A 15,919-nucleotide genomic window follows, 5' to 3' on the forward strand; every position below is an offset into this window, starting at 1 on the left:
TCGCTGTGCTGCGTATCTCTTTTACCTGTGGATAATTGACTGTGAGTAAAGCGACGATAACCGCGGGATTTCAGATCCACGGTGACAAGGATAATGTGGGAGAAATAATGGATCTTGGCAGCGATAACCTGAAAGTCGCGATTCTGGGTGATTTCAGTGGGCGCTCCAGCCGCCGTCAGTGCGAACCGGAGACCATTGCCCAGCGCAGGGTGTACTTACTGAATCGCGATACCTTCGAAGGGGTGTTTAGCGATTTGGGGGTGAGTCTGCAATTGCCAGTGATGGATGAGCCTCTACGGCTGCCTTATTTCGATGATTTACACCCGGACTACCTTTACAGCCGCCTCCCCCTTTTCAATCATTTTATTGAACTGGGACAGCGCCTGTGCGACCCCACACAATTCCAGCAGGCCGCGGAAGAACTTCGTCAATGGAAACCCGAGCTGCGTGAAGCCCCGAGTGAGACTGTAGGCTATTCAGCTGAGCAGTCCGTACTCGATGAAATCCTCGCAGCGGGTCGTGCCCGCCAAGCCAGGGATAGCGGCAGCGCGTTTCAGGTGGATAAGTTGATCAGAGACATTGTCGCGCCCTACGTGCAAAAGAGCACAGACCCGCGTCAGGATGAGTATTTAAATGCGCTGGCTGAGGCCACTTCAGAGACCATGCGCAAAGTGATGCATCACAGTGACTTTCGCCAACTCGAGGCGAGTTGGCTCAGCCTGCATTTTCTGATGAGGCGCCTTGATGAGCACCCAAACCTAGAGTTACACCTGATAGACGTCAGCAAAGAAGAGCTGCTTGCTGACTTCGCCAGTGCTGAGAGCGACCTGGAAAAATCGCAGGTATTCAAGTTGCTGGTGGAGCGTGAGACCGCCGCGGGCAATCGCCCTTACAACCTCGTACTGGGTGATTTTTACATCACCGACGAGGAGCGCGATCTGCACCTGCTGATCGACCTCTCCACAATCTCAGAGGCGGCTGGTAGCGCGCTGCTTCTGGGCGGCGATACTAAGCTGGCCGGTTGCCCTAACCTAGCGGGCTCAGTCGATCCGGATGACTGGTGCTACCCCTTGAGTGAACGCTTTGCAGAAAGCTGGCAGGCAGTGCGGGATTATTCCGCAAGTGAATACGTGGCCCTGGCCGCCCCCCGGTTTATGCTGCGTCTGCCGTTTGGGCGTGAGACCTCAACCACAGAGCATTTCAACTTTGAAGAGCTGACCCCAGAACAGGGACATCAATATTATCAGTGGGGCAATAGCGCCTACCTGCTCACCCTGGCAATCTGTCAGGGCTTTTCCTCCACTGGCAAACTCCAGGTGCCCGCTTCAGCAACCTATGAAAGTCTGCCACTGCACCTGCGCAAGCTGCCCCAGGGGCAGTGGATCACCCCCTGCGCGGAAGCACTGCTTACCGACCGTGCAGCTGCAGAATTTACTCAGGCAGGGTTGAGCACTATGCGCTCTGTTCAGGGGCGGGACCAGATAGTCTTGCCGAGCCTGAGGTCTCTCGCTGGCAGTGCCTTAAAAGGCCCTTGGGGCTAAAAGTGTTCCCCGGCTGCGGAAACTCCTGAGCCGGATTTGAATTTATTATGTGACCGGCAAATTTGCCCCGATCAATTCGCCTACTTCTGTGTGGCTCTAGTCCAGGAGGGGGTGCGAAGTACATCAACTGTGTGAGTCAGGAAGACATGGATCTAATTCTCTCAGTATTGGCCGACCCCGCGGGAGCCAATATGCTCAAGCACACCAAGCTGTTTACGAAAGAGGGGGGCAGTCTGGGCCGCTCTGCGGATAACAACTGGGTGTTGCCCGATCCCGAACGTGTCGTCTCATCTCAGCACGCACAAATTTCTTTTAGCGGAAATCAGTTTTTCCTGACTGATACCAGTACCAACGGTACCTATCACAACGATGGAGACAACCCGCTGGGAAAAGGGAATAAAATCCCTTTAAACGAGGGCGATATCATCAATGTTGGGGATTACCGCCTCAAGGTGACGTTGCGCCAGCCACAGGCCGAGAGCGATTTACCCAAAGGGCTGGACAGTGCCGATTTTCTCGATACCTCAGACCGCACCACGTTCAACGCCAGCGCTATGGCCAAGATGCAGAGTCAGGCCGAGGCCAAGCAGTTAGATAACTGGCTTGAGCCGGGCGGCAGTAGTGATATATCCCAGTCCGGTGAGTGGGGGTATATCGCTTCGGGCAGCCCAAATGCTCCCTCCCAAGAAGGTTTACTGGGGGCTGAATCGGGCCCGCTCGATCCCCTTTCCGCTTTTGAACAACCTCAGTCTTTGGGCCTGACAGACACTCCCGGCTTTGCTTCCTTTGGCTCTGAGCCTCAAGGGCAGGGTGCTTCCGGGCAGTGGTCGGATGATGAGTGGTGGAAAGATGGCAGTGACCAGGATCATGTGCCGGCAGATCGTCATGCGGTGCATATCGCTCCGCAAGCCCGGGCGCAACCGGTAGAGGTACCACCGGCTGCACCGCCACAGCCCCCCCAGCCGCAACCTTTCCAGGCGCCTCCGATACAACCGCAAGCGGCACCAGTGCCGCCGCGGCCGCAAGTTGCCGCCTCCCAACAGCCACAATACGCTCCTCCCCAGGCGCCAGTGACACCACCGCCGCCTACGGCACAAGCCCAGCCACAGGCACCACAGAACCAAGTACCACTGGGTCCGCAGGATAATCCTTTTGCGGATTCTTTCGCCGAGATTCAGGGGCAGCAAGTGGCAGGTGCGCCGGGATTCGATACCGCACAGGCACCCGTCGCGAGCCCAGCTGGTTTTGCCGCTCAGGGGCAGCGTTTTTCTTCGTTACAGCAGGCGGGTAACCCACAGAGTCCGGCTTCTGAAGTGCCGGTCCAGCCAGCGCCACCTCCCGAGGCACCAGCTACTCCGAGATCCAGCGTGTTGGCGTCGACGCTGGGTCTGTCTATGAATCCAGCCCAGCAACAACTGGCGGATCAGCAGGCCGCGGAAATTGTTCGCGAAACGGTTGCGCGTCTGATTGACCTCCTGCGCGCGCGCAGCAGCATCAAAAATGAGTTGCGGGTACAGCGCACCATGATTCAAACAGAGGCGAATAACCCGCTGAAGTTTAGTGCTACAGAGCGGGATGCGCTGGAGGCGATGTTTGCGGGTAACGGTGCTTTTTTACAGCCCAAAGAGGCGGTGCAGGATAGTTTCGATGATCTATCCGATCATCAGGTCGCGGTATTGGCGGGAATGCGAGCGGGTTACAGCGCGATGTTGCAGTATTTCAGTCCGGGCAATATCGAGCGGCGCCTGGGCAACACTTCCGGTGTATTCGGCAATAAGAATGCGAAGAAGTGGGAAGGTTTCAGCGCTATGTATCGGGATTTAGTGGGTGACCCGGATGCCTGCTACCGCAAGCTGTTTGGCGATGAGTTTGCGGCGACTTATGAAAACCAACTGTCTGAATTGAAGAATGCCAGACAGCTAAATAATTAATTGATCGAAAAGAGGGAATGACTCGTGTCGATGGGAAAACTATTACAACTCACCCTGTTGGGAATATTAGTGGTTAGTTTAGCAGCTTGTCAGACCACCAGGCGCACCCTGAACCTGGACACCACAGTGGAGCTGTCGGTCGAGATTCGCGAAGACGTCAACCCCGATGACGACGGCCGCGCTTCACCGGTGGTGGTACGGGTGTTTATGCTTGCAGATGACCGCCAGTTTGCGCGAGAGGATTTTCTCAACTTGTATGAAAATGCGGAATCCCGCCTCGGTAAGGATCTGCTGGATACCGTTATCCTGAAAGAGTTTGCCCCCGGCGAGCAACGTGTAGAAGAGCTACCGTTGAGTCCGGATGTGAAGTACATCGGTCTACTGGCGGAATTTGTCCAGTACCAACAAGCCGATGCTTTGATGGTGCTCCCTATTACTGACCACAAGAAAAATACTTACCAAGTGGCCCTAGCGGATACTCGTATCGGCACACCAGATAATATTGCCAAGCGGAGACGCGGGATTGTCTCGCCCCTGTCGCGCAACGATGCAGGCAAGGGAAGCGATGATACGATAACGATTTCCAGCGAGGACTATGAGCTGATGAAAAAACGCCTTCAGGAAGCCGAACAGTCCAAGTAGGGCACTGCCCATTTTGTCGCTCAGCCCCGTTTTAATTAAGCCCTATTCCGTTCGGTTAGGGCTTTACAAGGAAGACTTATGTCGGCTAACAACAAGGTGATTTGGAGTGAGGGCATGTTCTTGCGCCCTCAGCACTTCCAGCAACAGGATCGCTATCTCGAGCAACTGGTCGAAGCGCGCACGGCTTCACTGGGCCCCTACACCTGGGGGGTTCTCGAATTGGCGATCGATAGCGAACCGCTCTCGATGGGCAAGATTTCACTATCCCGCGTGCGGGCAATATTCCCCGATGGTACGCCCATCCTGGCACCGGAGAATGAGATTCTGCCGGATGTTTTGGATGTGCCGGTAAATGCCCGCGACGAGATTGTTTATTTGTGTGTGCCGATGAAGCGTCCAGGTAGCCAGGAGTCTATTCGCGATCAGGAAGACTTCCCCCAGGCGCGCTTCCAGACCGCAAACTTTGATGCGCGCAATAGTGCCGCGGCTTCGGGTGAGTCCGCGCGTATTCAAGTGGGCAAGCTGCGTGTGTGCCTGAAATTGGAGAGCGATGATCTCAGCGGTTACGCGGCTATTGGTATTGCCAGGATACGCGAGCGCCAACCGGAAAAGCCGGTCGAGCTGGACACAGACTATATCCCGCCACTACTGAATACCGAAACCTCCCCGGTAATTAAAGCTTATATCGAAGAAGTTAAAGGCCTTTTGGATCACCGCGGCTCGGCCTTGGGGCACCGCCTGAGTGACAGTGGCCGCAGTGGCTCTGCCGAAATTGCCGATTATCTGTTGCTGCAGGTACTGAACCGCTTTGAGCCGCTGCTCAAACAGATTACTGGGCAACCGCGCCTGCACCCGCACAGTCTGTTTGTGGAGCTCTTGCAATTGGCCGGTGAGCTATCGACCTTTACCTCGTCGACCAAGCGCCCGCCGGAAATTCCAAATTATGCTCACGAAAACCTACAGCTGAGTTTTGCCGGTTTATTCTCGGCCCTGCGCCAGTCCCTCTCCACGGTTCTAGAGCAAACTGCAATCGCCATGGAGTTGGTACAGAGAAAATTTGGTATCTATGTAGCGCCAATTTCCGATCCTTCACTACTCAAGACCGCGAGTTTTGTTATGGCGGCCAAAGCGGATATGCCCGGCGATCTGCTACGCAGCCGTTTCCCTACCCAGACCAAGGTGGCACCGGTAGAAGCTATTCGCGAGTTGATTTCCGCCCAGTTGCCGGGGTTGTCACTGCGCCCACTACCGGTGGCACCCAGACAAATTCCCTACCACGCGGGCTTCACCTATTTCGAACTGGAGCGCAGCGGTGAGCTGTGGCAGGCGATGCAGAGGTCTGGTGGCTTTGCGGTGCATCTCGGAGCGGAATTTCCGGGTCTGACCATGGAGCTTTGGGCCATAAGGAATAACTGACATGAGCAATGACGGCTTCTCCCCTCCACAGGCACCGAATGCCGGTGACAGAACTGTAATGATCCCGACCCCTGGCGCCGCAGCTCCGGCGCAGCCGGGCCCGGCTGCCCAGCCGCAGTTTTTTGCCAATCCCGGCAGCTCGGCAGACATGCAGATCCGCAACAGCTTGAACCCGCTGGTTTCCGCTGCCTCCAAGTTACTGGGGGTGGTTATCAAGCTGCGCACAACCATGAATCACACCAATGTGCCGGACCTACACAAGCGCCTTACCAAGGAAATCCAGGCCTTTGAGCGGGAGTCCAAACAGCTGGGTCTCGCACCGGAGACTGTACTTACCGCCCGCTATCTGCTGTGTACCGTGGTCGATGAGGTGGTATTGACTACGCCCTGGGGAACAGCGAGTGGTTGGAGCCAGCACTCTCTGCTCAGTCTGTTCCACAAGGAGACATTTGGTGGGGAAAAATGCTTCGCTATTTTACAGCGCATGTTGGAAACCCCGGCTTCCCACCTCGAATTATTGGAGCTTTTCTACCTCTGCCTGAGCTTGGGTTTCCAGGGAAAATATCGTCTGGTACAGCGGGGTCACGAACAGATAGAGCAGATTCGCGATGAGCTGTATCGCACCATAGAGCAGCATAAAACGGCGATGGACCGGGATCTGTCGCCGCACTGGCAGGGTTGTGTAGAGCGTAAATCGCGCCTGATTCACTACGTGCCGTTGTGGGTCATTATGAGTGTCGCTGTGGGATTGTTGATGGCTACATACAGCGGTTATCGCTGGTGGCTTTACGAAACGACCACGCCTGTTGCTGATCGTGTGGTGGAACTATCCGGCAGTGACAGCGAAACCCCGCAAGGGGATGGGTGACACTCGGACTGAATTGATCCGGTGCCGCTTGAGCCCGGGAGATGGAGCTATTCATGAAACGCTTGCGCGATTTTTTTACCAACAAGTGGGTGCTCGGCATTATCGGCCTTGCGGCACTGTCCGCCCTCATTTGGTTTGGGGCGAACTATATTAAGTTTGGCAGTGACAACGCCACGCTTTCCCATACCGTTCGCATAACCATCATCGTATTTATTTTTGCCATCTGGCTGGTGTGGAACCTGAGCCAGTGGCTTGTGGAGCGGCGCCAAAACCAGGCGCTAATCAAGGGTATTGAGGAGTCCCAGGCGGATACTCAGGACCCGGATGAAGAGCACTCCCGCGAAGAGCTCGATGCCCTGTCGGGGCGTTTCCGCGAGGCTATGGGTGTTCTACGCAATGCCCGCTTCAAGTCGGAGAAGGGCAAAGTTTCCCTATACCAGCTGCCCTGGTACGTCATTATCGGCCCGCCCGGATGCGGAAAAACCACGGCCCTGGTGAATTCCGGGCTCGAGTTTCCCCTGGCACAGAGTCACGGCAAAGAGGCTCTGGGTGGCGTTGGTGGTACGCGAAACTGCGACTGGTGGTTTACCAATGAAGCTGTGCTGATTGATACCGCCGGCCGCTACACCACACAGGATAGTCACCGGGTGTACGACAATAGCGCCTGGCAAGCATTTTTGGGACTACTCAAACGTTACCGTCGCCGCCGTCCAATAAATGGCGCACTGGTGGCGATTAGCTTACAGGACCTGATGGTGCAGACCGATGAGCAGCGCCAGCATCAAGCCAAGACTATTCGCCAGCGCGTGAACGAACTCCAGCAGCAGTTGGGCATCCGCTTTCCTATCTATCTCACCTTTACCAAGTGTGACTTGGTGGCGGGATTCAGTGAGTTTTTCGACAACCTGTCCCAAGCCGAACGCGAACAGGTTTGGGGGGTAAGCTTTCCTCGCGAAGCCAATGCAACGGTCGGTGCGCCATTGGATAATTTCCGGGCCGAGTTTAACCAGTTGATTGAGCGGTTGAATCAGCGGGTACTGTGGCGGGTACACCAGGAGCGCAACGTGGAGAAACGTGCCCTGTTGCAGGGATTCCCCGCTCGCATGGAGAGTCTATCGGAAATCCTATCAGACTTTATCAAGCAGACCTTTGAGCCGAATCGCTATGAAACGGTGCCCATGGTCCGTGGGATTTACTTTACCAGTGGCACACAGGAGGGTAGCCCGGTAGACCGTATGATGGCAGCGGTAACTGCGGATTTTGGCCTGGAGCGCAGTGTCGGGCCCAAGTTTCAGGGCGTGGGTAAGAGTTTCTTCCTACACCGGTTGCTTAAGGATGTGGTATTCCCAGAGGCGGAGTTGGTTGGGGTTAACCGTAAGGTGGAGAGCGCTAACCAGTGGCTGCGCAGGGGTGTATACGCAACATTGGCGGTGGCATTTGTGGGTTCGATTTTCCTCTGGAGCGGCAGCCTTGCGTCAAACAAGCTGTCTATGGGCGAAGTCAATGACAGCCTCGCGGCTTATCAGCAGGCGGAGGGGGAACTCAAAGGCAAGAGACCCACGCCTGCCAGTGCGCTGAAGATGCTGGAGCCTCTGCGTCATGCCACTTCGGTGTACGATCGTGAGGAGCACCCATGGATTTCCAATCTGGGCCTGTATGACAACCGTATCGACCAGGCGGTGGATGCGCTCTATCGTCACAAGCTCGAAACCGTTTTTCTGCCGGCGCTAATGCGGGATATAGAAAGTAATCTGAACCGCTTGGGGAGTGATGATCCTGCGCTGGTGAGCACACTCAAAACTTATCTGATGTTCTTCAATCCGGATAAGTTGGATATTGCCAGTATCGATGCATATTACAGTGCCCGCTGGGAACGCCAGTTGCCGGGAGAGGCTAAAGAGCAGGACAAGCTACGCTTTCACCTCGGTCAATTACTGGCCCGCCCCATTCCCGCCGATGTCCAGCAAAACGAGCGAGTCGTCGCCCGTGCCCGACAGCAGTTACGCCGTATTCCAGTGCCGCAAAGGCTCTTTGCACAACTGCAGAATAGCGATTTGGGCCAAACCTCTGTGGATTTATATCAGGAAATTGGTGGAGACACTCAGCAGGTGTTTGGTTTGAACGCCACTGATCCGCGTTTCAGCATTCCTTTCCTGTACACCAAGGCGGGCTACAAGGAGATGGATTTTGGCGCAGACTCCCAGCTGATGACCAATATGGCCGAAGAGCGCTGGATTTATGGCGGTGATCTCAGTGGCGAGGACTTCACCGAAGCCGATCGGGAGAAACTCGGAGAGGATGTAAAACGCATTTATTTGGGCGAGTACCTGCAGCGCTGGCAATCTTTTCTCGGTGGTTTCAGTATCCAGAGATTTAAAAGTACTTCTCAGGCGCTGGAGGTGCTCTCGACACTGTCCGATCCGATTTACTCACCGCTGTTAGCGGTTACTGAAATTACCTCAGACAATACTCGCTTGACGCCTCGGCCAGAACTGCCAGTGGATGCCAGGGGTGTGCCATTGCCGGTATCCAGTACAACACGCCGGTTGGGCGGTGCGGCACTAGAGGGTGCGACAGGGGCGCTGAAGGATCACTACAAGCCCAACATTGTCGATGTGCGCTTTGAGGAGATACAGCGTATTACCCAGAGTGAAAAAGGCCGGCCGGCGCGAGTTCAGGAGTATCTCCTGACCATCAACAAAATTCAGGAGTACCTCACTGAGATCGATAGCGCTCCAGACTCCAATGAGGCTGCCTTCGCCAGGGCCAAGATACGTTTTGCTGGGGGCGGGGATGCAATTAAGCAACTCAGGGTAAAAGCGGCCAATGCGCCGGCACCTTTCGATCAGTGGCTCACCGGTATCGCCGATAGCGCCTGGGCATTGGTAATGTCTAAGGCCAAGGGCCACCTCAATCGAGTGTGGCGTGAGCAGGTATACCTCAGCTACGCCAATAGTCTGGCTAATCGATACCCACTGCGCAGTGATCGAGATCAGGAAGTACCAGTTATTGAGTTTAACCAGTACTTCATGCCAGGTGGTATTGAGCAGAAATTTGTAAGTGAGTACTTGAAGCCTTTTATCGATACAAGAAATTGGCGGGTTAAGTATGTTGAAGGCCAGGAAATGAGCCTCTCCAGAGAAACTCTCTCTCAATTACGTAGGGCGGAAAAAATCCGTAAGACCTTCTTTAAAGCCGGGAAAAACGCTTCTTATTCGTTCCGTATAGAACCTACCAAGCTGGATTCTGGTGTTCGTCTTTTTGAGCTGGAGTTGGGTGATCAGCGGATCCCTTATTCTCATGGCCCCAAGACCAGTAAAAAGCTCACTTGGCGCGGTGGAGAGAGTAATCGGGCGAGAATTATTTTTGAGGATCTTAACGAGACCGTGCACCGCAAGCACTTTGAAGGTGACTGGGCATGGTATCGATTGCTCGCAAGTTCAGAACTAGAAGTAGGGCGAAGCAATGCTGAGCGTCTGGTGACTTTCTCGGAAGAAGGGCGCAAGGCACAATTCAGGTTGGTGGCTTCGAATGTAAACAACCCGTTTGATCGAAGCCTGCTGCGTGGCTATCGCTGCCCGGAAACTCTGTAGTTAGGGAGAGAGTGACTTGCACAACAGCATAGGTATTTTCGGAAAACTTCCGGGGCATGGAGACTTTATTCAGCGCCAGTTGCCCGCAAGTTTTGTCGGTATTTGGGATGGGTGGTTGCAGCGTGCGGTGCATGGCTCACGTGAAATTATGGGAGACAGCTGGCTAGATTATTATTTGACCAGCCCAGTCTGGCGCTTTGCACACAGTAAAGGCGTTATTGATGAAAATGCTTGGGTAGGAGTTCTTGTTCCCAGTGTGGATAGTGTTGGTCGCTATTTCCCTTTGACAATAGCTTCACCCTTATCAACGACTGTGGACATTGTTTCTTTTATGGCTGAGGCAGAGGACTGGTATCGGGAACTCACCGAGTTAGCGATCAGCGCTCTGCAAAATATGTTGCATGCCGACCAGTTATTCGAGGCGTTTAACAGTGTACCGGTAGGGCTAGGCAAGCAGGTAAATACTCTGTTACAGACTGAGTTTTATATCGCCAGTGGTGATAGCTCAGGTGCCACAAGCCGCTATGCTGGATTGTTGGGGCAGGTTTGCCGGAAACAATTTGCCAGTTACAGCATGTGGTCTTGTGAAGGTTCGCAACACCTTGCCCCAACCAGTGTGCTCTGTCCATCGCTGCCTGGCCCGGAGTTCTATTGCTCCATGCTTGGTGCAAGTCAAGAAAGACAGTAAAAAATAGCGAAAGGATGTCAAGTGTGAACCAAATAGTGGCTTTGGACAAAAATAAACATCGCAGACATAACATATTGACCGGTGATCTGTCTCGCAGTGAAACACACCATGTCTGTCAGGTGTATGTGTCTGAATTCTCTGTTTTGGCCGGGGAATGCCCAATCATATTTTTGAAGTCGAAAGATGGCGATGCTCTGGAGAGTTGCGCACTGCTGGGTATCACACCGGGGAAAAATTTATTTTGGCAGGAGGGTAAGTGGCAGGGTGCTTATATTCCGGCAACCTTGAGAGCCTATCCCTTTTATTTACACTACAAAGATTCTATAGGTATAAATCCCATAATCTGTATTGACGCTTCTTCAATCTCTCTGAATGATTTTTCTGGTGTAGGGCAACGGCTTTTCAATGACAGTGGTGACGCAACCCCAACCTTGCTAGAAGCCAGTAATCTGTTACGAGGTATCCACCAGCAGAAAATACAAAGCCGAGAGTTTATTCGTTGTCTAACAGAGATGGACCTGTTTCGAGAGCAGGTGGTGACTGTGGACCTACCGGCAAATACTAAGCACAACTTAACGGGTGTTTTCTGCGTTACCAAAGAACGGATAAGTGAACTGAGCAACAGCGATTTTTTGCGTTTGCGTGAGAAAGGGTATCTAACCGCTATATATGCCCATATGTTTTCTCTGCATCAGTCTGGAAACTTAAGCCAGCTATTCAAAAAATATCAAGCGAGAGTGCTTCACTAGCCGGTAAAATAGAATCAATTGGAAGGATCTCTTAAGGCGAAAATAGCACCCGCTGGCTGAGCGCACTAAATACGTTTAGCGTCGCCTACCTATCAATCGCTGCAGGAAGCAAGGTTTAGGGTATGTCGTACATTGTGGTATTTACTGGGGAGATCAGAGCGCATTTTGAGCGACGCAGGGCTATCGCAGCGTTGGGTAGCGAGTTTGGGTTTAGCTTTACCCAAATAAAAGCACTTATGGCCAGTAGCCATTCCCAGCTCAAGAAAACCGATGATAGAGCAGAGGCGTGTCGGTTTATACAAATGCTATGGATGGGAGGTTGGCACTCCCGTCTCTATTTGGATTCTGAACTGATACATTGTACCCGGGAGTCAGTTGAAAGTGGTGGCGCCGAATTTCCAGTCGTTCTGGACAAGCTCCACAGTAGAGATTCCCGGCTGTCTTTGTGCGCACCTCGTAGCTGGGCACTCTGTGATTATTTGAACTCCAATGCTGAAATTCAGGCTGGTAATACCGATTTGAACCGCTATTTAATTGTACTGGCACAAGAGCGTTCGGAGCTGCCGCCGAGTCTTACTTTGACCGATTATGCGCATGCTCAGATGCAACAATGTTTGTCCAAAGTGACTAGCGGGCGAGTTGTGAATGGACCTGAAGCGCTGCGGCGCGAATGGCAAGCAGGTTTGTTGTATGAAATGCGAGCCGATGTTGGTGATGAATCCGTTCAATATATGGTCGCTTTTTTTCAAGGAGAAGAAAGATTCTATACACTGTTTCTCTGGACGGCTTTGCAAAGCTATGCAGAAGCAAAAATCGAATTTATTCAAATAGTGGGATCTTGTCGTATCGTGCTCAGTGAAGAAGATACCGCAGAAAATAAGGGTTCAGCTGTAATTGCCGTGTAATAGGTGTTTAGGAGGTCATAAAAATAAAAATTTTAGGCAAATAAAATCGTTTGATTTTGTGATTTATGCCCATTTTTTGCGGTATTGCGGTTTCATCGGGTCATTTGCCTTGATTAGATCTTTACAACGTGTACTCTTCTCGGGATTCTTAATGAAGGAATTGATTCGGTAGAAGGGACTTTTATTCATGGCATTCCCAAATACAATAAATATCGAAGAACTCACGGCTCCAGTCTCTTCAGAGAGCCCCGTCGGTGAAGATATTCGAGAGGATCGATCACCGACCTCTGACTACTACTCCATCAAAGATGCGCGTAACAGTGCTAGGGCTGCAGAACGCTCGGCCATGTTTGATGATGCAGATTCTGACCTGTTGGCGCCCTGGCGCGATGTGGCAAAAGCAGCAGAAAAGATTCTGACCAAAAAGAGTAAAGATCTGGAAGTAGCGAGCTGGTATACCGAGGCTCTCATCCGACTTCACGGCTTTCGTGGTCTGAGAGATGGCTTCCAGCTGGTTGAGCAACTGGTCAGTGAATTCTGGGAGGGCTTGTACCCGCTACCTGATGAAGATGGCATTGAGACCAAAGTGGCGCCGCTGACAGGTCTTAATGGAGACGGCGGTGACGGTACACTGATGATGCCGATTCGTAGCGCACCGATCACCCCGGAAGGGGATTACGGGGATTTTTCTTTCTTTCAACATCAGCAGGCCAGGGACGCTGACCGCATCGCGGATGAAGATGCACAGGCCGCCCGTATTGAGACTCTAGGCTATAGCCTGGAGGATGTTAATCAATGTGTTAACAGCGCTACCAATGAATGGGCAAAGGACCTGATTGAAACATTAGAATCCACAATTAGCAGTTATAAAAATATCAATGATGCACTGCGCTCAAGTTGTGGTCACGATGCCCCTCCTTCGACAAATATTTCCACATTACTTGATGAAGTATTGCGGACAACGAGGTTTATTTATAAGAGTCAACTGGACTCTTTAGCCGAGAGTGAAGCTCCCGCTTCAAGTGAGGCTGAACCCACAGACAGTGCTACTGAAGAAGCCGTTCCCAATGTGGCAGCGACAATCGTCGCTAATGCTATTGCAGCACCTACGGGGCCGGTTAGCTCACGGGAAGATGCTCTTAAATTACTTGAGCAGGCCGCGAAATATTTCCGTACTTACGAACCCCATACTCCTCTGGCCCCTGGCTTGGAGAGGCTAATCGCTTGGGGACGTATGACCGTATCTGAACTAATGACAGAGTTGTTGCCGGATGAACAGTCCCGCGCTCTCTATTCTCAGCTTACGGGGGTACGCCTCGATGGTACGGATACTCAGCGTTACGTTGCACCTCCAGTAACGAGTAACCCCCCATCATCAGCTCCGGCTGCGTCTGAGCCACCTTCAGCCACAACTGAATCCGCACTCGCAGCAGATAGTGAGTGGGGCCAACCACACGAAGAAGCCAGCACAGGCTGGTAATTTATTAAGAATAGCAGTCCCTAAATCTAGGAAGGAGACCTGAGATGTCTGAGAGTATCCACAATAAACTAAAGCGCGTGCGCAAGCCGCGTGTGCATATTACTTATGATGTTGAGACCAATGGAGCGGAAGTTAAAAAGGAACTTCCTTTTGTCGCTGGTGTTATGGGCGACTACTCAGGTGATAACACTGAGAACCGCAAAGCATTGAAGGATCGCAAGTTTGTACAAATTGATCGCGATAATTTCAATGATGTAATGACCAAAGTAAATCCAAAGCTGAATCTGCAGGTAGAAAATACGCTGTCTGGTGATGGTAGCAAGATTGGTGTTGATCTTGACTTCAAACACATGGATGACTTCTCTCCCGAAAAAATCGTCGATCAGGTTGAACCGCTCAAACAGCTATTGGAAGCGCGCAGTAAATTGCGTGACCTGCTTAGTAAGGCTGACCGCTCTGAAGAGCTGGAAAAGGTTTTGGAAGATATCCTGAAGAGTACGGAAAATGTCGGCGCTATTTCTGAGCAGCTGGGATTGAACAAGGATAAAGGAGAGGACTCAGAATGAGCACAGAAGTAGAAAATGTTGCGGAAAGTGAAACTGAGGAACAATCGGTTAATCTTCTCGAGCAGGCGATTGCAGCTACCAAGCAAACTGAGCCGCAGGAAGCGCAAGATCTTATTGCCAACCTTACGGATCAGGTTTTAAAAGGCACGGTATCCTGGGATCGCAATCTGACCCAAACAATCAAGAAAGCAGTTAGTGCTATTGATCAGGCGATGTCCAGGCAGATGGCCGCAATTTTGCATGATGAAAAATTCCAGAAACTAGAAGGCTCCTGGCGCGGTCTCAATCACCTGGTAATGAATTCCGAAACCGGAGCAACCATGAAGATTCGCATGCTCAATTTGAGCAAGCGTGAATTGTTCCGTGATCTGGATAAGGCGGTTGAGTTCGACCAAAGTCAAACCTTCAAAAAGATTTATGAAGAAGAATTTGGTATTGCAGGTGGCGAGCCCTACGGTTGCATGATTGGTGATTTTGAATTCACCAGCCATCCTGAAGATATCGAACTTCTGAGTAAAATGTCTAATGTTGCGGCAGCAGGATTCTGTCCATTTGTTGCCGCAGCCGGTTCGGGCATGTTTGGTTTTGACGATTTTACTGAGCTGTCAAAGCCCCGCGATCTTGGCGGTATTTTTGAATCTGCAGAATATATTAAGTGGCGCAGCTTCCGCGATAGCGAAGACTCACGATTTGTGACTCTGGTTATGCCTCGCACCCTGGCTCGGACTCCCTATGGTGCCAATACCAAACCGATCGAAGCTTTTGACTTCGAAGAGTTTGAAGTCGATGAGTCTGGCGTATCCCGTCCAGCTGAGCACGATCAATACTGTTGGATGAATGCCTCCTATGTGATGGGAACAACCATGACCAAGGCGTTCTCCGAGAACTCCTGGTGTACCGCAATTCGCGGGGCTGAAGGAGGTGGTAAAGTGGAAGGCCTACCTTCCCATGTGTTCAAAAGTGATGATGGAGACATGGACCAGAAGTGCCCAACCGAGATTGGTATTACCGATCGACGTGAAGCCGAATTGAGCTCCCAGGGATTCCTGCCTCTGTGCCATTATAAAAATACAGATTACTCAGTGTTCTTTGGCTCTCAGAGTGCGCAGAAGCCAAAAACATATGATGATCCCGATGCAACGGCAAACGCGGCTATTTCTGCGCGCCTGCCTTACTTGATGGCTACTTCCCGTATTGCTCATTACCTAAAGGTCATGGCGCGGGATAAAGTTGGCTCCTTTATGGAGGCGGGCGATTGTGAGCGCTGGCTGAATAAATGGATTACTCAATACACCAACTCTAACCCGGATGCGAGCCCAGAAATGAAAGCGAAATATCCGCTTTCCGAAGCTCGTGTAGAAGTTAAGGAAATTCCTGGTCAACCTGGTTGCTATAGTGCTGTTGCCTATCTGAAGCCTTGGCTGCAAATGGAAGAGCTGACTACTTCCATGCGCATGGTAGCCAATATCCCATCTGCCGGATAAAGCCTAAGGCCCGCCCCTCAGTGGCGGGCTATCTTTTATTGGGACAGGCCTGACCT

At 52.2% G+C, this 15,919-nt stretch carries 12 protein-coding genes; all 12 read left to right on the forward strand.

The window, feature by feature from the left end; all coding sequences use genetic code 11:
- Positions 1-41: 41 nt before the first annotated feature.
- The 12 genes from Q1A69_RS02720 to tssC all read left to right on the forward strand — a co-directional run bounded on the left by Q1A69_RS02720 (position 42) and on the right by tssC (position 15,863).
- Positions 42-1,541, forward strand: a complete 1,500-nt coding sequence (locus Q1A69_RS02720) for a type VI secretion system contractile sheath large subunit (RefSeq protein ID WP_299580736.1) — start codon at positions 42-44, stop codon at positions 1,539-1,541.
- Between the two features lie 131 nt (positions 1,542-1,672).
- Complete coding sequence (gene tagH / locus Q1A69_RS02725) at positions 1,673-3,472, forward strand: type VI secretion system-associated FHA domain protein TagH (RefSeq protein WP_299580739.1); 1,800 nt, start codon at positions 1,673-1,675, stop codon at positions 3,470-3,472.
- A 30-nt stretch (positions 3,473-3,502) separates the two neighbouring features.
- Positions 3,503-4,114, forward strand: a complete 612-nt coding sequence (gene tssJ, locus Q1A69_RS02730; protein ID WP_299580742.1) for a type VI secretion system lipoprotein TssJ — start codon at positions 3,503-3,505, stop codon at positions 4,112-4,114.
- A gap of 78 nt (positions 4,115-4,192) precedes the next feature.
- Positions 4,193-5,530: a type VI secretion system baseplate subunit TssK gene (gene tssK, locus Q1A69_RS02735; protein WP_299580745.1), complete on the forward strand. Its 1,338-nt coding sequence runs from the start codon at positions 4,193-4,195 to the stop codon at positions 5,528-5,530.
- Between the two features lies 1 nt (position 5,531).
- Entirely contained in the window at positions 5,532-6,398 is an 867-nt protein-coding gene (icmH, locus tag Q1A69_RS02740; RefSeq protein WP_299580748.1) for a type IVB secretion system protein IcmH/DotU, read from the forward strand.
- Positions 6,399-6,451: 53 nt separating this feature from the next.
- Positions 6,452-9,991 carry a type VI secretion system membrane subunit TssM gene (gene tssM, locus Q1A69_RS02745; RefSeq protein WP_299580751.1) on the forward strand — a complete coding sequence of 1,180 codons (3,540 nt, stop codon included), beginning with the start codon at positions 6,452-6,454 and terminating at the stop codon, positions 9,989-9,991.
- Between the two features lie 16 nt (positions 9,992-10,007).
- Positions 10,008-10,679 carry a type VI secretion system-associated protein TagF gene (tagF, locus tag Q1A69_RS02750; protein WP_299580755.1) on the forward strand — a complete coding sequence of 224 codons (672 nt, stop codon included), beginning with the start codon at positions 10,008-10,010 and terminating at the stop codon, positions 10,677-10,679.
- A 23-nt stretch (positions 10,680-10,702) separates the two neighbouring features.
- Complete coding sequence (locus Q1A69_RS02755) at positions 10,703-11,428, forward strand: SapC family protein (RefSeq protein ID WP_299580758.1); 726 nt, start codon at positions 10,703-10,705, stop codon at positions 11,426-11,428.
- 122 nt (positions 11,429-11,550) lie between these two features.
- The gene (locus Q1A69_RS02760) at positions 11,551-12,333 is read left to right on the forward strand and encodes a hypothetical protein (RefSeq protein ID WP_299580761.1); all 783 of its coding nucleotides are present in this window, start codon (positions 11,551-11,553) and stop codon (positions 12,331-12,333) included.
- 187 nt (positions 12,334-12,520) lie between these two features.
- Positions 12,521-13,813: a type VI secretion system protein TssA gene (tssA, locus tag Q1A69_RS02765; protein ID WP_299580764.1), complete on the forward strand. Its 1,293-nt coding sequence runs from the start codon at positions 12,521-12,523 to the stop codon at positions 13,811-13,813.
- 44 nt (positions 13,814-13,857) lie between these two features.
- Complete coding sequence (tssB, locus tag Q1A69_RS02770; protein WP_299580767.1) at positions 13,858-14,379, forward strand: type VI secretion system contractile sheath small subunit; 522 nt, start codon at positions 13,858-13,860, stop codon at positions 14,377-14,379.
- Positions 14,376-15,863, forward strand: a complete 1,488-nt coding sequence (gene tssC / locus Q1A69_RS02775; protein WP_299580771.1) for a type VI secretion system contractile sheath large subunit — start codon at positions 14,376-14,378, stop codon at positions 15,861-15,863. Before tssB ends, tssC begins: the two co-directional genes overlap by 4 nt.
- Positions 15,864-15,919 lie beyond the last annotated feature (56 nt).

Origin of the sequence: uncultured Microbulbifer sp., assembly GCF_947498635.1 — a bacterium.
Taxonomy (GTDB): domain Bacteria; phylum Pseudomonadota; class Gammaproteobacteria; order Pseudomonadales; family Cellvibrionaceae; genus Microbulbifer; species Microbulbifer echini.